The organism is Alteromonas sp. DYW1, assembly GCF_059752595.1.
In genome coordinates this window covers 3645663-3663239 of the sequence record NZ_CM186038.1, presented here as the reverse complement: position 1 = coordinate 3663239, position 17577 = coordinate 3645663, and the positions used below count along the sequence as shown (strand labels likewise).

Here is a 17577-nt window from a genome sequence, read left to right as displayed (position 1 = left end):
ACTAAGCAATAAAACCGGAGGACAAAAGAAAAACTTTCAATCGATGATGAATTATGCGCTGCTGACATTTGGTGTAGCTAGCGCATGAGATTGCACTGCAGAGCATGCTGGTTAATTGAGTGCTCATTTGCTAGTCTGACAACACTCCATCTGCACGGACGCTAAAAACCTCACATGCAAGAATTAAATCCCGCATATATCCTCGCGGTAGCAGAGCAACTGTCCTTTGTGAGCGCCTTTTTAGGCGGCATATCCGCCACTATATTGGTCACCATTGTGGTGTTTATGTCACCGAAAAAATCCGTGAGCTGGATTGTTTCTAGCTCAGCTTTAGCTGCCTGTAGTCTGTTGGTGGCGGTTGTGGCTGCGTGGCGATTAACGATCCTGCTGCACCCGGAAATACCATTTCAAGTCGAATCTGGCGTTATCAAAACGCTATGGACGGGAATGTTGTTGGGGTACGGATTAGGTTTCCTCTCCCTACTGGTAAGCATTGGCTTGTCGGGTTGGCTGCGCTCGCGTAAAAGTGGTTTCATTACTACGGCCATCGCGAGTGTGGCCGTGCTGTTCTTTGTTCTGGCAACCCCGTTTGGTCTGTAGATTTTGCACAACGGGAGCGCAGCGATCGAGCGTATAAACACGCAATTGGGTAGTAGTGATGACCGGTAGCGTGATATCGCTGCTTGGGTGATATACGCTAAGCAAATTAATGTAATGCCAAGGTATATCTGCTCGATTGCCTATTCGCTTCGGTTTTTCCCATGGCTTTGGCGTCCTCTACCATAATTGCCATGGAATCCAGGACATCGAGGAAATCCCTAAGTTGCTCTGGATTCATTTGTGCTGATAACGTTTCGATTTTAGCAATAAGGCTTTTTGTAGGTAATCTCATAAGTGTCAATTTTCCGTAACTTGCGTTTAGTTGAGTATTACTTATCAAAATCCTTGCCAGATTGGCTTGTTACACAAAGCTAGCTTAATCAATGATATTCTGTGATGCTATAAATCAGACATCAAATTAAAAGCCAGTGATACAGTCAGGGTTTGCGAAGATGCAGACTGTTATCGCCATCAACAGATAAGGGTCTCCAAGTAACAGTGTCAAATATCACAACAAAATACCGCCGCGATATGGGAACCTTGGGTGTCCTTTTTATTGTTGTTAATGGTTTGATAGGTGCCGGTATCTTTGGGCTACCCGAGGCTTTGCATGTAGCGGTAGGAAGTTTCTCGCCGTGGCTATTATTGCTAGGAGGGATCTTAGTACTCGCAATAGTCATTTGCTTTGCTGAATTGACCAAACTCACCGACCGTTCCGGCGGTCCGCAGCGTTACGTTGGCGATGCTTTTGGTGCTTACCCTGGGTTTGTGGTTGGTTGGACATTCTTTTCTGCACGCTTGATCAGTCAAGGCGCAAATGTACTGGTGCTCGTTGCCTATGCCGCAGCTCTTTGGCCTGCGGTTGGGCAGGGAGCGGCAAAAGTGATTCTAATTATTGCAATTCTCGGTGGCATAACCTTAGTCAATGTTATCGGCATTAAGCGCGTTGTTGCGGTGCTCGGAGCAATGACTTTTTTGAAATTATTTCCTTTGCTTATCCTCTTGGTGGTTGGGGTGGGAGCTGCCACAAGTCCCGGCGCAGTATCTCTACCACAGTTCTCGGCAGTAGAAGGTATCGCTCTCGCCGCACTGTATGCTTTTGTCGGATTTGAGAATGCTACCGTACCGGCTGGAGAAACCAAAAACCCTAAGCATGCCATGCCACGTGCTCTGCTTTTAGGAATCGCCATCGTCACGATGATTTATTTCGGCTTGCAATGGGCCTATACCCACAGTGCAATCGCCGGTACAGCACCAGCCGCACCTCTTACCGCGCTTGCACGGGAATACGGTGGCGATATTGGCGCATGGTTAATTGCTGCAACGATAGTGGTTAGCGTGTTAGCGAACCTTACCGCTGGGCATACCTCGGCGAGTCGCATGCCGGCGGCGCTGGCGGAGGATGGGCTGTTACCCAACTGGTTTGGAAAAGCTTCACGCTGGGGAACGCCAGCAAACTCAATTATATTTTTCGGATTGGGCGCAGTCTTTTTCTCATTGTGGGATGACTTTTTAGCGCTCGCGGCGGTCAGTACGCTGGCGCGTTTGTTGGCTTACATTGGTTCTATTATTGCTTTACCCAAATTGCGAGCTCAAGCGGGTTTACCCTTATTTAATCCAACTATTCTGCTAACAATTCCCATTGCTTTGGTATTGAGTATTTGGTTAACGCTGCAAACAAACGCAAATCAATGGCAAATCTTGGGTGGCTTTGCGGTGGCAGGAACCGTGCTGTTCTTTGTTGCGCGCAAGCGTTAAAACCCCACAAACACAAAGAATAAGTTGATTGCGATGCGTACCTGCGAGATATGTTGAATGACGCTGACATCGAAACGGGACAATCCAATAAACCCCCGCCGACTCATAAGGATCGATTGCCTTAGCTAAAGCAATCGATCCTTAACTACCAAGACTCTTTTCAGAAAAAATCTTGTATTAAAAGCAGCATCTCTAGTTATGGGTCTTAAACTGCAAGCGGCTTACTGTTTAACAAACTTCAAGGTAAAGCGGTCGCTTTCACCAATTTGACGGTTGCGCTCTTTTTGTTCTTCGTCGTCGACGTTTAATGATGGTGGTAATGACCAGACTCCGTTCGCATGGTCAGCGGTGTCTTTGGGATTGGCGTTGACTTCTGAAGCTGCAACAAAGGTTAAGCCATTGGCTTCTGCAACGTCGATTACCCAGCTTTGTTTGACGTAACCAGTAAAAACGCTGTCATCACCGTCTTCCGGCAATCGGTGACCCACGATACCAAATACGCCGCCAGGTTTAAGTACTTCGTAGACCGACTTAACTACATCCGCAAATACCTCGTCACGCTTCCATCCATGGACGCTGCGGAAAGATACGACCATATCTGCTGAGGCTGGGTTGCCAAGACTACTCTTGGCTGGTGGATCAAACGGTAAAATAGTGATCTTACCAAAGCGGTCTGTATCGGCAATACGTTCCTGATATGCCGCCATCGCTCGGGCGTAGTAGCTTGGCGCGTTTTCGCGTTCCATATTAAAGTGAGCGGCGATTAAATGACCTTCTTTGGCCAGGTACGGCCCAAGGATCTCCGTATACCAACCACCACTTGGCGCTAACTCAACCACTGTCATCGTCGGTTTAATACCAAAAAATTCGAGGGTTTCTTTAGGGTTTCTGAACCGGTCGCGAGCACTTTCGTCAGCACGGTCTGCGGCGTTAACGGCGGCTGCAAGCTGATTATCGGCCCACGCCAAGTTACCCAACGACATTAACAGCACGCAGCTCGCGGCAAATGCCTGAGTTAGGCGAGTAAAGGTACATTTAAACATAATTTCTCCATGGTTTATTATTGCTCTAGTAATTGGTTGATGTAACCGCTGGTATCCAATCCAATACGGTAAAAGCGTCTGTTTCGGTTAATTTTAATGTCAAAACAGCTCATGTATTATGGATTTCGTCCCTTAGACTCATCTATGGAACTATTGGTGCGCGGTTGTTATCTCATAGTTAGATGAATGTTTTAAAGGAAGTGCTAAATGGCCCGGTTGAAACTCGCTAATAAATGGTATGCTTTGGTAGCTATTGGTGTTTTTTTTGGAACGACAGGCTGTGCCATTGTTGACAACTCCCTATCTGAAGCAAATTTGGCGGAAAAAACGGCCTTGGCTCCCGGTGAATTTAATCAACAGTTACTGCCCATTCACCAACGCAAGGCGATCCTTAATGCGGAGCTTAAGGACACAAAAAGCACAAGTGGGCAATAGTTAGTGAGCGCTCGCTTATATTCTGCATTCGACGGCAAAGGTTACTTCAGCCTTTCTTGCAGCCATCCTGAAACATCAATAACTTCTTGCATGCACACGTTGTGTTGCATCACGTATTCTTTCCATTCCACGTTGTAATTATTCGCTTTTAACGCTTGATAGGCCGTATGGCCAAGAAACATGGGGACAACTTCATCTTGCTGGCCATGACAAAATAGAATGGGTGTATTGGTGTTAGCGTCAGTTTTTTTGCTGCTGAGTTGATCCGCTTCACATAGGTAGGTGCTCAGGGCCATAACACCTGCAAAAGTAGTGTTACCTCGGGTTGCTAGATGCAAAGCAATTACGCCGCCCTGCGAGAAGCCAGCAATGATAATACGGGAGCTTGGAATGCCCGCTGCCACTTCGGCATCGATAAGTTGTTGTACCTGCGCTGCTGATTCTTCGACGCCTTGTATGTCGGCGCGAGAATTGAAATCGAGACTTTTAATGTCATACCAAGCACGCATTGGCATCCCATTATTGATGGTCACCTGGCGCACCGGCGCGTGGGGAAAGATGAAGCGAATACCGTGGCCTGCAGGGAGCTTTAACTCTGGTACTATAGGGGCGAAACCATTACCCGAATCGCCAAGTCCGTGCAGCCATATAACCGTAGCAGTGTGCTCTCCCGGAGCTGGAACATCGACAAATTGTAGCGCTTCGGTCATGTTGCTAATCCTTCTTGGTATTCTTGTTATGGTTTGTCAGCCGCAGTGAACTACGCTTGTATATCACGCTTTTGTGATACTTATGCTACCATTGGAGCAGCATTTTTCACCAGAGCATATTGCTCAATTTTTAACGTCTTTTATTGTCTATGGCCCAACTTCTTGGAAATCTCTTTATCCTGTCAGCGCCGTCAGGAGCAGGCAAATCCAGTTTGATCAAAGCGCTACTAACTAAACATGAGGGGTCCGTACGTGAGCATAATGGCGCGTTGCAAGTGTCCGTTTCACATACTACCCGTCAACCAAGGCCCGGAGAGAATGATGGCGAACACTATCATTTTGTCTCACGCGAAGAGTTTGAAGGCCTGATAAAGCAGGATGCGTTTTTTGAATGGGCCGAGGTATTTGGTAACTATTACGGTACCTCGCGCGTTGTAATTGAGGAAACGCTCGCGCAAGGCGTAGACGTGTTTCTTGATATTGATTGGCAGGGCGCGCGGCAGGTGAAAAAGCAGTTGCCAGATGCTGTTGGGATCTTCATTTTACCGCCATCCGTGGACGTATTACGTGAACGCCTAACCTCGCGGGGGCAAGACAGTGAAGAAGTGATCGCTGCGCGCATGCAAAAGGCCAAAGATGAAATGAGTCACTACCACGAGTTCGATTATGTGCTGATAAATGATGATTTTGAAACTACGCTAGAAGCCCTCGAATCTGTGGTTTTTGCTCAACGTGAACGGTTAGTCAATCAACAGCTGCGCAATAAAGCATTAATTGATGCTTTATTAGCATAAATGACTACCGTCTGTACAAAGCTTAGGCTATACTACGTGGCCTTTTTTAAAGTAATCGCATAATCGGAGAACGACATGGCTCGCGTTACAGTCGAAGACGCCGTAGAACAAATCGGCAATCGTTTTGATTTGGTATTAGTTGCTGCGCGTCGTGCACGTCAATTAGCTACTGAAGGTAAAACACCTCAAGTGGATATGGGCAACGATAAACCAACCGTGACGGCATTGCGTGAAATCGAACAAGGTTTGGTTACTGCGGCAAGTATCGAAGCGGAAGAAATGCGTGATCAGCAGCATCAAGACGAAGTTGAATTTGCTTCAGTGGCAAATATCCTGTCTGAATAATAAAAAGACACTAAAAGATCGCCTAACGCCAGCATTTTGCTGGCGTTTTCATTTGGTTATTTGAATTAAAGGCCTTATTCTACTGAATAGGTTTGGCTTAACGTAAACACTGTGTATTTATTCGAAGGACTACAAAATAAGATAGCGCAATATTTGCCACCCGAGCAGATCGCTGTGGTGCGCGATTCATTTGTAGTTGCCCGGGACGCCCATGAGGGGCAAATGCGCTCCAGTGGCGATCCGTATATTACTCACCCAGTCGCTGTCGCTGGGATTCTTGCAGACATGCACATGGACCATGAAACCATCATGGCCGCGCTGATGCACGATGTTATCGAAGATACGCCCGTTAGCAAACAGCAACTAGAAGACCAGTTCGGTACCGTGGTGGCTGACTTGGTTGAGGGCGTGAGCAAGCTCGACAAAATTCAATTCAGTAACAAACAAGAAGCCCAAGCAGAAAACTTCCGTAAAATGATGATGGCGATGGTGCAGGATATTCGCGTCATCCTGATCAAGTTAGCGGATCGTACCCATAATATGCGCACCCTAGGATCGTTACGCCCAGACAAGCGCCGACGAATCGCTCTGGAAACGCTCGAAATTTATGCGCCAATCGCACATCGCTTGGGTATTCACGACATGAAAAATGAGCTTGAAGATCTTGGCTTTCAAGCCATGTATCCTATGCGTCATCGGGCCCTAAAGTCTGCTGTTGTGCAAGCTCGCGGCAATCGTAAAACTATCATTGAAAATACCCGCCTTGAGTTGGTTACCCGGTTGGAAGAGCATCATATCGAAGCTTCTGTGATTGGGCGTGAAAAGCACTTGTATTCGATTTATCGCAAGATGAAAAACAAAGAGCTGATGTTCAATGAAGTGATGGACATCTACGCGTTTCGAATTGTGGTTGACACAGTCGACAATTGTTATCGCTCTTTGGGCGCTATGCACTCTTTATATAAGCCCATCGAAAACCGCTTCAAAGACTATATCGCAATCCCGCGCACCAATGGTTATCAGTCACTGCATACCTCATTGATTGGTCCACACGGGATCCCGGTTGAAATCCAAATCCGTACCCATGAGATGGACCAGATGGCTGACAAGGGCGTTGCGGCGCATTGGTTATACAAGGGTGAAGATACCGATACCACCGCGCAGTTGCGAGCGCGTAAATGGATGCAGTCATTACTGGAATTGCAACAGAGTGCGAGCTCATCTTTTGAGTTTATTGAGTCGGTGAAAACTGATTTATTTCCAGATGAGATTTATGTATTCACGCCGGATGGGCGGATTATCGAATTACCCACGGGTTCTACCGCGGTTGATTTTGCCTACGCAGTGCATTCCGATATTGGTAACACCTGTGTGGGCGTAAGAGTCGAGCGGCGCAATTATTCATTAAGTAAGCCTTTAGAGAATGGCCAAACGGTCGAGATTATTACTTCACCACGAGCCAAGCCCAATGCTAACTGGTTGAACTTTGTGGTCAGTGCGCGTGCCCGCACCCGTATTCGTCAGTATTTACGTAAGCAGCAATCGCAGGAAGCCGTGACTATGGGTAATCGCCTGTTACGTCACGCGCTGGGTGCAATTAAATTAGACGATATTCCACAAGCGGATAAAGACCGCGTGGTCGCTGAAACTAAGCACGAGACCTTCGATGATTTATTGGTGGATATTGGCTTGGGGAATGAACTTTCGGCTATCGTCGCGCGCCGTTTATTGGGTGAAAATACTGATATCCCCGAGAAAAAGGGCGACGTTGCGATCAAAGGCTCTGAAGGTTTGTTGGTGCACTACTCGCAATGTTGCTATCCGATCCCTGACGATGAGGTTGTAGCGATATTAAGCCCTGGTCGAGGAATGGTCATCCATCAAACCGGCTGTACCAATATTCGCAAGTTAACCAAAGAAGAGCCGCAACGGGTCCTTCCGATGCAATGGGAAAAAGGTGCAAAAGGCGAGTTTAAAGCGTCACTGCGCATTGAACTGTTTAACCATCAGGGGACTTTGGCTACGCTTACAAATACAATTGCGGGCTGTGACTCAACCATTATCGGTCTGCAAACCGAAGAAAAAGAAAGCAACATTTACTACATCGACTTGCAATTGACTACCGTCAACCGAGTCCATCTAGCGCGTATTATGCGTAAGATCAGAACCATGCCCGAAGTGCAGCGTGTGTCTCGACATAGCAAGACGAAAACCCGACAAACCGCATAAATTAATTAGGAATTATTATGTCTAAAGCGATTATCTCAACGGATCGTGCGCCACAAGCTATTGGCACATACAGCCAAGCTGTTAAAGCAGGTACAACGGTTTATCTTTCTGGTCAGATCCCATTAGTACCAGAAACCATGGCCATGGTTTCTGAAGACTTTGCTGAACAAGCCCATCAGGTATTTAAGAATCTCAGCGCTGTATGTGAAGCCGCAGGTGGTACGCTGCAAGACCTGGCAAAAGTGAATATCTTTCTGACTGACCTCAGCAATTTTGCGACCGTCAATGAAATCATGAGTCAGTATTTTAGCAAGCCTTATCCTGCACGCGCTGCAATCGGTGTTGCGCAATTACCCAAAGACGCGCAAATCGAAATCGATGGTGTTATGGAGATGCCTGAATAATCCCATGAAAATGTCAGCCGAGCGTAATGCTAAAATCCGGGCATTACTAAATAAACGTCAGCCTGACCTAACGGTATTGCTTGAAGAAGTGCATAAGCCACACAACGTGGCTGCGATTGTGCGTAGCTGCGATGCCGTTGGTATCCATCAAATCCATGGTGTATGGAATAACAAAAATACCGTGCGTAAGGGAACTGCGGTTGGCAGTAATATGTGGGTTAAGAGTCACGGTCATGCAACGATTAATGATGCGGTCTCTGATCTCAAAGCCCAAGGTATGCAAATTTTGGTAACCAATTTGAGCACTAAAGCCGTCGACTTTCGTGAAGTGGACTATACGCGGCCCACGGCAATTATCATGGGCCAAGAGAAAACCGGTGCGACAGCGGAAGCCATCGCGCTAGCGGATACCGATATCATAATTCCCATGGTTGGCATGGTGCAGTCGTTGAATGTATCGGTCGCGGCGGCGCTGGTACTTTATGAAGCACAGCGTCAGCGAGAGGTGGCTGGCATGTACAATGAATCTCGGTTACCTGAAGATGAGCGCCAACGAGTCTTGTTCGAAGGTGGCTTCCCACGCTTGAGTCAGTTTTGTAAAGACAAGTCCATTATCTATCCACACGTAAACGAGGATGGAGAAATCATTGCGGATGACACTTGGTGGGAGCAGCTCAGATTATCAAAACAGGCAATGCAGGATATAACCGCGACTGACGAATAAGGTCATTTTGCCTGAAATAATTAGCTGGCTGCGCAGGTCTGATGCTGTGACTTTTATCTAGCAGAGAAATCTTATGCGCAGTTATTTATTTTTAATGTTTATTCTTCTGGGGTTGAGCTTACCCGTTGCCGCTTTGGATAGAGCGGTTGTTGCTGAACAAGCTGACAGTGTTACGCCCCTTTTGAATGGGCAAACCATTCCCAACACAACCTTAAAGCTTGCAGATGGATCGCCGGTTAGCTTGGCTGCATTGGCTATGCAAAAGCCGAGCATTATCTTATTTTACCGTGGTGGTTGGTGTCCTTACTGTAATCGCCAGTTGGCTGAGCTAAAAGATATAGAAGCGGAGTTAGTGAACCTTGGCTATAAGGTTTTGGCTATATCCCCTGAGTCTCCGGCGCGCTTACAAGAACAAAAACTGACAACCGAGTTTGCTGTAACCCTGTTATCTGATGAGTCACTGGAGACTATTCGTTCATTCGGGATTGGATTTTACGTCGATGCACAAACCAGCAATCGCTATCAAAACGACATGGGGATTGAGTTGACCGAAGATGCTAACCAGCGTTCCGTATTGCCAGCTCCGGCAATTTTTATCGCCGACACCCAAGGTATTATTCAGTTTAGTTACGTAAATCCCAACTTCAGGGTACGTCCTTCCGCACAGTTGTTATTGAATGTTGCGAAGGCATTAAAATAGCTAAATTTGCTACGCATGCGGCGTGATCTTTGTTTACTATTACACGATGCAAATGTAATGAGCACAGTTCATGCGATTGATATTACTGTTGTGTTTAATGCTTGGTGCAAGCCCGCTAAGTGTTGCAGATGACACGCTGCGGGTAGCGAAAAATGCTGACGATATAAAGCCGTTATTAATCGGCCAGTTCGCACCCAATGTGCAATTAAAGACGGAGTTTGGTGGCAACGTAATGTTGCATAGCTACATTGAAAAGCGCCCAACGGTTGTTATTTTTTATCGTGGTGGCTGGTGCCCTTATTGCAGCCGCCAACTAGCCGGTTTAATCGAAGTCGAGCAGCGGATCCTCGATCTGGGTTATCAAATATTGGCGATCTCGCTGGATAGTCCGGAACGTTTGCAAGCCCAACAGGTGACGCAAGATTTTACCCTTACCCGTCTTTCTGATATGAACTTAAATGCAACCCTCGCATTTGGCTTAGCCTATTATGTGGATGATGAAATGGTTGAGTTTATCCGTGGTCAGCGGGGCGCTGAGGTAGTTACCTTGGCAGGAGAGAATAAAGTTGTTTTGCCTGTACCTGCTGCCTATATCATTGATACTACAGGCTTGGTAAAGTTTGCCTATGTTAATCCCAACTACCAAGAGCGCATCAATCCGCACTTGCTCTATCAGGCCGCGCGATTATCGCGTTAAGAATTTTAGTGATCGCAGTTAATTTAAGTGGCGGTGCATGACAATAACCGCAAATAGTCCTGTTACTGAATTAAAAGGTGTCGGCGCAAAGGTGGCCGAGCGTCTGGATAAGCTGGGGATCCGTACTATCCAAGATGCACTGTTCCACTTACCCACGCGCTATGAGGACCGCACTCGCATTTACCCGATTGCTGATTTACAGCCTTTTCTGCACGTGAGTGTTACGGGCGAAGTGACCTCCAGTGCGGTGCAGTTTGGGCGTAAACGCATGTTAGTGACGCGCATAAATGATGGCACCGGTTCGCTAACATTGCGTTTTTTTCATTTTACTGCAGCGCAAAAGAATATGTTAGACAAAGGCCAAAAGGTGCGTTGCTTCGGTGAGGTTCGCACTGGCAAACACGGCCTCGAAATGATGCATCCAGAATTCAAATTGCTAACCGATAATCCCGACCAACTCACTGTAGAAGAGTCGTTAACGCCGGTGTACCCAACCACAGAAGGTGTGAAACAGATAACTCTGCGCAATTTAACCGATCAAGCCTTAGCGAAATTAAAACAAGGGTTTCTACCAGATTTACTCCCGCCGGGTATGTATCAACAGCAAGTGCCATTAGAAGAAGCTCTGCATCTAATACACAGGCCCTCACCAGATATCGCTACTGATTTGCTAGAACAGGGCAAACACCCAGCCCAGCAGCGCTTGGCATTAGAGGAATTGCTTGCCCATCACCTAAGCATGTTGAAGTTACGTAAACAGGCTAAGCAGGTGACGGGCTTTGCAATCCCACCCAGTATTGACCTGCGCCAGAGATTACTTGCCCGCTTGCCATTTGCACCAACCAACGCGCAAACACGTGTGCTGGAAGACATTCAGCGTGACTTAAGTCAGGCGTCTCCAATGATGCGATTGGTGCAAGGTGATGTTGGGTCAGGTAAAACACTCGTTGCTGCTCTGGCTGCATTAAGCGTAATTGAAGCGGGCTACCAAGTGGTTCTGATGGCACCTACCGAGCTTTTGGCAGAACAACATGCAAGTAACCTCAATGGCTGGTTACAACCATTAGGCATTACAGTAGGTTGGCTTGGCGGTAAGCTTAAAGGAAAAGCGCGGACAGAATTACTCAGCTTACTTGAACGTGGGCAAATCGATTTGCTAGTAGGCACGCATGCGGTCTTCCAGGAGAGTGTTAACTACACAAATCTGGCCCTTGTAATTGTTGACGAACAACATAGATTCGGGGTGCATCAGCGCTTAGCATTACGTGAAAAAGGAGAGGCGCAAGGGCGCTATCCGCATCAGTTGATCATGACGGCAACGCCGATCCCGCGTACCTTGGCAATGACGGCTTACGCTGACTTAGATACCTCCATCATCGATGAGCTCCCACCGGGCAGGACCCCAGTGACTACGGTGGTTGTGCCAGATAGTCGACGGATTGATGTAGTAGAGCGGGTGCGCCAAGCCTGCGCTGAACAAAAGCGCCAAGCCTATTGGGTGTGCACATTGATTGATGAGTCTGAAGTATTGCAGTGTCAGGCTGCCGAAGAGACTGCGATAGCGCTCACTACTGCATTGCCTGATCTACGGGTTGGCTTAGTTCACGGACGCCTGAAGGGGCCTGAAAAGCAAGCGATTATGGCGCAGTTCAAAGCAGGCGATTTGGACCTCTTGGTAGCGACCACTGTGATCGAAGTCGGTGTGGATGTGCCCAATGCGAGTCTGATGATCATTGAAAATCCGGAACGCTTGGGACTTGCGCAGTTACATCAGTTGCGCGGTCGGGTTGGACGCGGCGCGGTCGAGAGTCATTGTGTTTTGATGTATCAAAGTCCGTTATCAAAAACAGCGAGCAAGCGCTTAGCGGTTATGCGTGAATCCAACGATGGGTTTTATATCGCTCAGCAAGATTTAGAAATTCGTGGTCCCGGAGAATTATTGGGCACAAAACAAACGGGCATCGCCGATATGAAAATTGCTGACTTGGTGCGCGATGCAGAATTGATCCCACAAGTGCAAAGCCTCGCGGAGGACTTGTGGCAACGCTATCCCAGCTACGCACAAGCGATCATTAACCGTTGGCTGCAATATAAAGAGCACTATGGCAATGCCTAATAAAAATTTAATGAATAGTATTCCTGTTATCAAAGAATTACCTATTGATCATGCATTTACGATAGAAGAACAATTATTCACAATTTATCTTAGAGAAGTATTAGGCGATGAAAATTGGCATCTGGCAGGCCACTCGGATGATACCTTGGCCCTTGTTGTAAAAGCAGACTCTCTCGCCCTGCGTAACTTGTCAGAGCCTAAGCAGTCTGATGTTAGTGTTGATTTCTTATCGCCGGCACTGGCCTATCGACAAGCCAAAGGTGGCGGCAAAAGCGAGCTTTTGGTGAAGGCCATCGGGATCAAAGGCGCTGCTGACTATCATGTAGTTGATGCGACTGCGGGGCTGGGTACCGATGCCTTTGTGCTGGCGAGCGCCGGTTGTCACGTGACCATGTTGGAACGCTCTCCAATAGTCGCGGCCCTGCTGTATGACGCATTAACCAGGTTAAAACAGGCATCACTTTCCGCAGACTGGCAGCAACGATTAATGTTGCAACGTGGCGATAGTGTGGCATTGTTATCACAGTGGCCGGTGGAAAAGACCGTTCCTGATGCAATTTATTTAGATCCTATGTTTCCTCACCGCAAAAAATCGGCGTTGGTGAAAAAAGAAATGCAAGCACTACAAAAGCTACTTGGTGTCGATCCAGACGCTGATGCATTGTTAGCGCCGGCAATGGCATTGGCTAAGAAGCGTGTAGTGGTGAAGCGTCCAGCTAGTGCACCTTTTTTAGCGGAGCGAAAACCAAATTTGTCGATGAGCAGTAAAAAGCATCGCTTTGATATTTACCTTACATAATGACAGGAGAACGCAATGTTAGAAGTTGGTTCACGTTTACCCGAAGAGACCCTCAGTTATTTGCACAATGGCGAGATGAAAAACCCGCATACGAATGATTTATTTGCGAATAAAAAAGTTGCTTTTTTCGCAGTGCCTGGCGCTTTTACGCCCACATGTTCTGCGGCTCACTTACCCGGCTTCGTTGCGTTAGCCGATCAGTTTAAGGCGAAAGGTGTGGATAGCATTATTTGTTTGTCGGTTAATGACGCATTTGTTATGGACGCGTGGGGCAAGTCACAAAATGCTGAACATATTTTGATGGTGGCTGACGGTAACGCGAGTTTCACGCAAGCCTGTGGGATGGATATGGACACCGATACCTTTGGGGGTATCCGCTCTATGCGTTACAGCATGCTGGTGGACGACGGTGTAGTCGTGGCGTTAAATGTAGAAGATCCTGGTCGTTTTGAAGTCAGTGATGCAGAAACATTGCTTAACGCACTTTAAGTTAGCATACCTAGCAACACTCATTGGGGTGTTGCTAACCCTCCTTACCTGATCTTTGCTATCATTTCGTTTTAATTTTTCCTGAGTTGCAAGCATTGGACAATTTCGATGTAGTTATTATTGGCGCAGGGGCCGCTGGTTTATTCTGTGCCGCCCAAGCGGGCAAGCGTGGACGTCGGGTGTTAGTTGTCGATCATGTTAAACGGCTGGGCGGAAAGATCCTGATGTCGGGTGGTGGACGTTGCAACTTTACCAATATGTACGCAAGTGCCGAAAACTTTCTATCGAATAATCCGCATTTTTGTAAATCAGCGCTGAGTCAGTATACCCAGTGGGACTTTATTGCACTGGTGAGTGAATATGGTATTGCGTATCACGAGAAAACGCTTGGGCAATTGTTTTGTGATGATTCAGCGAAACAGATCGTTGATATGCTGTTATCCGAATGCAACAAAGCTAACGTGACTATTCATAATCGTACTACGGTCACAGGTATTGAGAAAACAAACGACGGATTTTCTATCGGTACATCGCAGGGGCAATTCAACACAGAATCATTAGTAGTAGCCACCGGTGGCCTAAGTATGCCAAAGCTCGGAGCAACGCCATTGGGTTATAAAATCGCTGAACAGTTTGGTATTCCCATTACCCCTGTGCGTGCAGCATTAGTCCCCTTTACTCTGCATGAAGAGGATAAAAACACGCTAGCCGAACTCAGTGGGGTATCCATAAAAGCCATTGCGTCCTGCAATGACATGGCTTTTGATGAGAGCATGTTGATCACTCATCGCGGTTTGAGTGGGCCTTCTGTTTTACAAATTTCAAGTTACTGGGAGCCGGGTGATACAGTCACATTTGATATCAGTCCAAGCACGAACTTTGCCAGTCAAGTGTTGCAAAAGCAGAAAGAGAATAGTGATTCTTTATTGTCTACGGTGCTAACTCAGTGGTTTCCCAAGCGTTTTGTGCAAACGATCCTCAACCTTTTCGGAATTGCAAACAAGCCGCTGAAGCAATACTCCGAAAAGCAATTAGCGAGCGTATGCCAACAGTTCCATCAATGGCAAGTGAAGCCCAATGGCACCGAAGGATATCGCACTGCAGAAGTGACGTTAGGAGGCGTAGATACCAATTATCTATCCTCTAAAACTATGCAAGCGAAAAATGTTGAGGGTTTGTATTTCATTGGTGAAGTTGTCGATGTTACCGGTTGGTTGGGCGGCTATAACTTCCAATGGGCTTGGTCGAGTGGCTGGGTTGCCGGACAGTATGTTTAGTGTTTATCCTAAGCCTAACTTTTGGTAATTAAAAGTTTTGTCGAATGTCATTGTAACGGCCAATTTGCTTTAGGACGTTTAATTTTTCATCGAAAGCATCTCTTAAATCTCTATTTGTAAAACCAACATAAAACCACAGTGGGTTTTCCTTTACCGGTAATAGCACTCCGACAAACATATCTATTTCAAGTAATTTTAATTCTTTATTCATGCGGTTGCTTAATTGTTTCAAATGCCAGGCTAGCAGCGTGTCATCGATTAGTATGACTTCACATCTTTTGTTCAACCAGTCCACAACTTGCCTTTTTTGATCGGGATATTCCCAGTAATCACTTTTACTGGCTGCCCATTTATGAAGGCTCAGATGCTGATGTGAATTTTGCCAAGCGCAGATACTATATGTTTTAAGTTCATTAATATTATCTAGAGTGAAACTTGATTTAGAGTGATGAAACGCATAATTAGAATAGGAAATGAAAGGTTGGGAATAGTACATATTGGGATTGTCATTTTGGACTTCCACGGCAATGTCGACCTCACCATCAGAAAGTAATTTCAACATGCGTTGGTTTGATACATAAAGCGGCGTAAATTCCCACTGCAATTGTTTAGCTACCTCATTGAACAGTCGAAGACTAATGCCATCACCTTGAATTTCGTCTATATATGGTGGCCTGCTTTGCCCAAAAGCTACAGTAAGTTCAATCGCTTCAACACTTACAGATTGGGTGATCGACAACAACAAGCATACCCATTTCATCTGTTTTCTCGTCAGAATTTACATTCGTAATAATTTAATTATAGAAGCGACGCCGCCAAAAGTAGTAAAAAACGGCTAGTTTTTGTTCTGATTTATGATCGAGCTCATTTTATAGACTGGGTATTTCGACATCCTCGATGGCTTTACGCTGCAAATTCTGCGCACTCTGCATGGAGAGAATAATTTCTTGATATATACCGTTTGCTTGCAGTGGGGCAAACATAGGTAGTTTATCAATATACGCATAATCGAGGTGACCTAATCGCATCGCGCGTGACAAATTCACTAAGGTCGCTTCACGATCATTATTCGCAATGGCAAATATGGCTCTTGCGACAAATAGTTCGGGTTTTTGGTTGTCATTAAGTGTAGGAAACGAACTTGCCGTTTGAGGGGCTACATCGCTCTGTGCTCGATGCCACGTTGTCCAAGCGATGACGTGAAGTGCATTGGGGTCAATAGCCTGCGCAGCCTTAAGGGCTTGCTCAGCCTGCTCAGCCTGCGCTAATCGATGATAAAGGGTATACGCAAGTAAGTAACTTTGTACCGAGCCTTCGTGACGTTGGTGAAACTGGCTGAGTAAAGTTATTGCCGCTTTATATTCATCGTTTACTAGCAACAAACGTGCGTAGGCGAGATTTACTCCAGGATCGTCAGGTGATAGCTGTAGTGCAGCCTCAAACCAGTCTCGTGCCAATGTGTAAGTGCCGGTTAAGTACAAAATCCGAGACACATTTAGAAACTGAGCCCGATGTTGATCACTTTGATTCTGTAAACTGAGTTCTAACGCATCACGCAGTTGCCCCTTTTCGATGAGTAAGTGTGCCAGACTTAAGGCAATCTGTGCGTTCTCGGGTGCTTGTTGATGCGCAGTTTCATAATGCCCAATCGCATTAGTGATGTTTCCAGTGACCTCAGAATAGTAACCGCGGAGCCACAAATAGCTTGGATTAGTGGGGGCGTTTAATAGTAAACGTTCGATCATCTGATTGACGGGCGATAGCAGCTGTTTATCCGCATTAAACTTGAGTACACCATCAAGGCTCGCTTTTGCCAACCCGAAGGCAATCGCAGGGTCATCAGGATCGGTGCTATACAAGTCTTGATAGAGAGAAATCGCTATCGAATTGGTGTACTGCGTTGAGGCATTCGCGTACTGCTGTGCACGCGCTAGTTTAACGCGTGTGTAGACACTGGCATCGAGACCATGTTCGACTGGACTATTGGCCGCGCTCACTGGCGGCACAGAGGGTTCTGCTGCGGGTTGTAGCCAATAGATGAGCAGACTAACAATGACTAATGCTGCACCAGCAAGCAGCCACGGCTGTATCCGCTTAACATTAGTCAAGAAGGTAACATCATTAGCAGTATCGGCTTGAATGCTAGGTACCCAGCGATAGCCCTCGCTACGCACGGACTCGACAAAACTAACACACTCCTCGGGTAATGCTCGACGTAGCAATGAGACGCGCTGTGATATGGTGTCGTCACTGACAAATTTTTCCTTCCATACTAGCCGGGCAAGATCTTCCGTAGAAACGACCGCATTTTGAGCAGCAAGCAACGTTGCCAACATTTCAAATGTTAGCCCTCTGATCGACAGCGCTTTCCCTTGATAGAAAACTTGCCGTCGTTCCAAGTCAACAGTGAGGCCTCCCGTCTTCACGCGGGCTTGTGTGTGGCTATTTGTCATAACG

The 17577-nt window shown here is 46.7% G+C and carries 19 protein-coding genes; 14 read left to right on the top strand and 5 right to left on the bottom strand.

Annotation, left to right across the window (positions count from 1 at the left end; translation table 11 throughout):
- The first annotated feature begins 174 nt into the window (after positions 1–174).
- Positions 175–600, top strand: a complete 426-nt coding sequence (locus tag AC121Z_RS16685; RefSeq protein WP_498125457.1) for a hypothetical protein — start codon at positions 175–177, stop codon at positions 598–600.
- A 106-nt stretch (positions 601–706) separates the two neighbouring features.
- On the opposite strand, the gene AC121Z_RS16680 is transcribed toward AC121Z_RS16685, so the two are convergent.
- Positions 707–892, bottom strand: coding sequence for a hypothetical protein (locus tag AC121Z_RS16680; RefSeq protein WP_498125456.1), 186 nt, complete (start codon positions 890–892; stop codon positions 707–709).
- A 206-nt stretch (positions 893–1098) separates the two neighbouring features.
- Between AC121Z_RS16680 and AC121Z_RS16675 the strand changes: the two genes are divergently transcribed.
- Positions 1099–2358, top strand: a complete 1260-nt coding sequence (locus tag AC121Z_RS16675; protein ID WP_498125455.1) for an APC family permease — start codon at positions 1099–1101, stop codon at positions 2356–2358.
- A 221-nt stretch (positions 2359–2579) separates the two neighbouring features.
- Here the strand turns inward: AC121Z_RS16675 and AC121Z_RS16670 are convergent, their stop codons facing one another.
- Positions 2580–3401 (bottom strand): class I SAM-dependent methyltransferase, encoded by an 822-nt coding sequence (locus tag AC121Z_RS16670; protein WP_498125454.1) that lies wholly within the window; start codon positions 3399–3401, stop codon positions 2580–2582.
- Between the two features lie 207 nt (positions 3402–3608).
- On the opposite strand from AC121Z_RS16670, the gene AC121Z_RS16665 reads away from it, so the two are divergent.
- Positions 3609–3836, top strand: coding sequence for a hypothetical protein (locus AC121Z_RS16665; RefSeq protein ID WP_498125453.1), 228 nt, complete (start codon positions 3609–3611; stop codon positions 3834–3836).
- Between the two features lie 41 nt (positions 3837–3877).
- On the opposite strand, the gene AC121Z_RS16660 is transcribed toward AC121Z_RS16665, so the two are convergent.
- Positions 3878–4546: an alpha/beta hydrolase gene (locus tag AC121Z_RS16660; RefSeq protein WP_498125452.1), complete on the bottom strand. Its 669-nt coding sequence runs from the start codon at positions 4544–4546 to the stop codon at positions 3878–3880.
- 143 nt (positions 4547–4689) lie between these two features.
- On the opposite strand from AC121Z_RS16660, the gene gmk reads away from it, so the two are divergent.
- The 11 genes from gmk (at position 4690) to AC121Z_RS16605 (ending at position 15120) form a co-directional block, all read left to right on the top strand.
- The gene (gene gmk / locus AC121Z_RS16655; protein WP_498125451.1) at positions 4690–5340 is read left to right on the top strand and encodes a guanylate kinase; all 651 of its coding nucleotides are present in this window, start codon (positions 4690–4692) and stop codon (positions 5338–5340) included.
- A 75-nt stretch (positions 5341–5415) separates the two neighbouring features.
- A complete protein-coding gene (gene rpoZ, locus AC121Z_RS16650; RefSeq protein ID WP_100643468.1) occupies positions 5416–5685 on the top strand; it encodes a DNA-directed RNA polymerase subunit omega in 270 nt (89 codons plus the stop codon).
- Positions 5686–5796: 111 nt separating this feature from the next.
- Positions 5797–7914, top strand: coding sequence for a bifunctional GTP diphosphokinase/guanosine-3',5'-bis pyrophosphate 3'-pyrophosphohydrolase (spoT, locus tag AC121Z_RS16645; RefSeq protein ID WP_498125450.1), 2118 nt, complete (start codon positions 5797–5799; stop codon positions 7912–7914).
- Between the two features lie 17 nt (positions 7915–7931).
- Entirely contained in the window at positions 7932–8318 is a 387-nt protein-coding gene (locus AC121Z_RS16640) for a RidA family protein (RefSeq protein ID WP_498125449.1), read from the top strand.
- A gap of 10 nt (positions 8319–8328) precedes the next feature.
- Entirely contained in the window at positions 8329–9042 is a 714-nt protein-coding gene (gene trmH, locus AC121Z_RS16635; protein ID WP_498128288.1) for a tRNA (guanosine(18)-2'-O)-methyltransferase TrmH, read from the top strand.
- A 73-nt stretch (positions 9043–9115) separates the two neighbouring features.
- Positions 9116–9742, top strand: a complete 627-nt coding sequence (locus tag AC121Z_RS16630; RefSeq protein ID WP_498125448.1) for a peroxiredoxin-like family protein — start codon at positions 9116–9118, stop codon at positions 9740–9742.
- A gap of 70 nt (positions 9743–9812) precedes the next feature.
- A complete protein-coding gene (locus tag AC121Z_RS16625; protein ID WP_498125447.1) occupies positions 9813–10439 on the top strand; it encodes a peroxiredoxin-like family protein in 627 nt (208 codons plus the stop codon).
- Positions 10440–10476: 37 nt separating this feature from the next.
- A complete protein-coding gene (gene recG / locus AC121Z_RS16620; protein WP_498125446.1) occupies positions 10477–12555 on the top strand; it encodes an ATP-dependent DNA helicase RecG in 2079 nt (692 codons plus the stop codon).
- Positions 12548–13354, top strand: a complete 807-nt coding sequence (locus AC121Z_RS16615) for a class I SAM-dependent methyltransferase (RefSeq protein ID WP_498125445.1) — start codon at positions 12548–12550, stop codon at positions 13352–13354. The genes recG and AC121Z_RS16615 overlap by 8 nt, the downstream gene beginning before the upstream one ends.
- A gap of 15 nt (positions 13355–13369) precedes the next feature.
- A complete protein-coding gene (locus tag AC121Z_RS16610) occupies positions 13370–13843 on the top strand; it encodes a peroxiredoxin (protein ID WP_498125444.1) in 474 nt (157 codons plus the stop codon).
- 95 nt (positions 13844–13938) lie between these two features.
- Positions 13939–15120 (top strand): BaiN/RdsA family NAD(P)/FAD-dependent oxidoreductase, encoded by a 1182-nt coding sequence (locus AC121Z_RS16605; protein WP_498125443.1) that lies wholly within the window; start codon positions 13939–13941, stop codon positions 15118–15120.
- Positions 15121–15148: 28 nt separating this feature from the next.
- Here AC121Z_RS16605 and AC121Z_RS16600 read toward each other — a convergent pair whose 3' ends face one another.
- Together AC121Z_RS16600 and AC121Z_RS16595 are read right to left on the bottom strand one after the other, a co-directional pair.
- Positions 15149–15880, bottom strand: a complete 732-nt coding sequence (locus tag AC121Z_RS16600; protein ID WP_498125442.1) for a substrate-binding periplasmic protein — start codon at positions 15878–15880, stop codon at positions 15149–15151.
- A gap of 109 nt (positions 15881–15989) precedes the next feature.
- A complete protein-coding gene (locus tag AC121Z_RS16595) occupies positions 15990–17573 on the bottom strand; it encodes a tetratricopeptide repeat protein (protein ID WP_498125441.1) in 1584 nt (527 codons plus the stop codon).
- Positions 17574–17577: the final 4 nt, after the last annotated feature.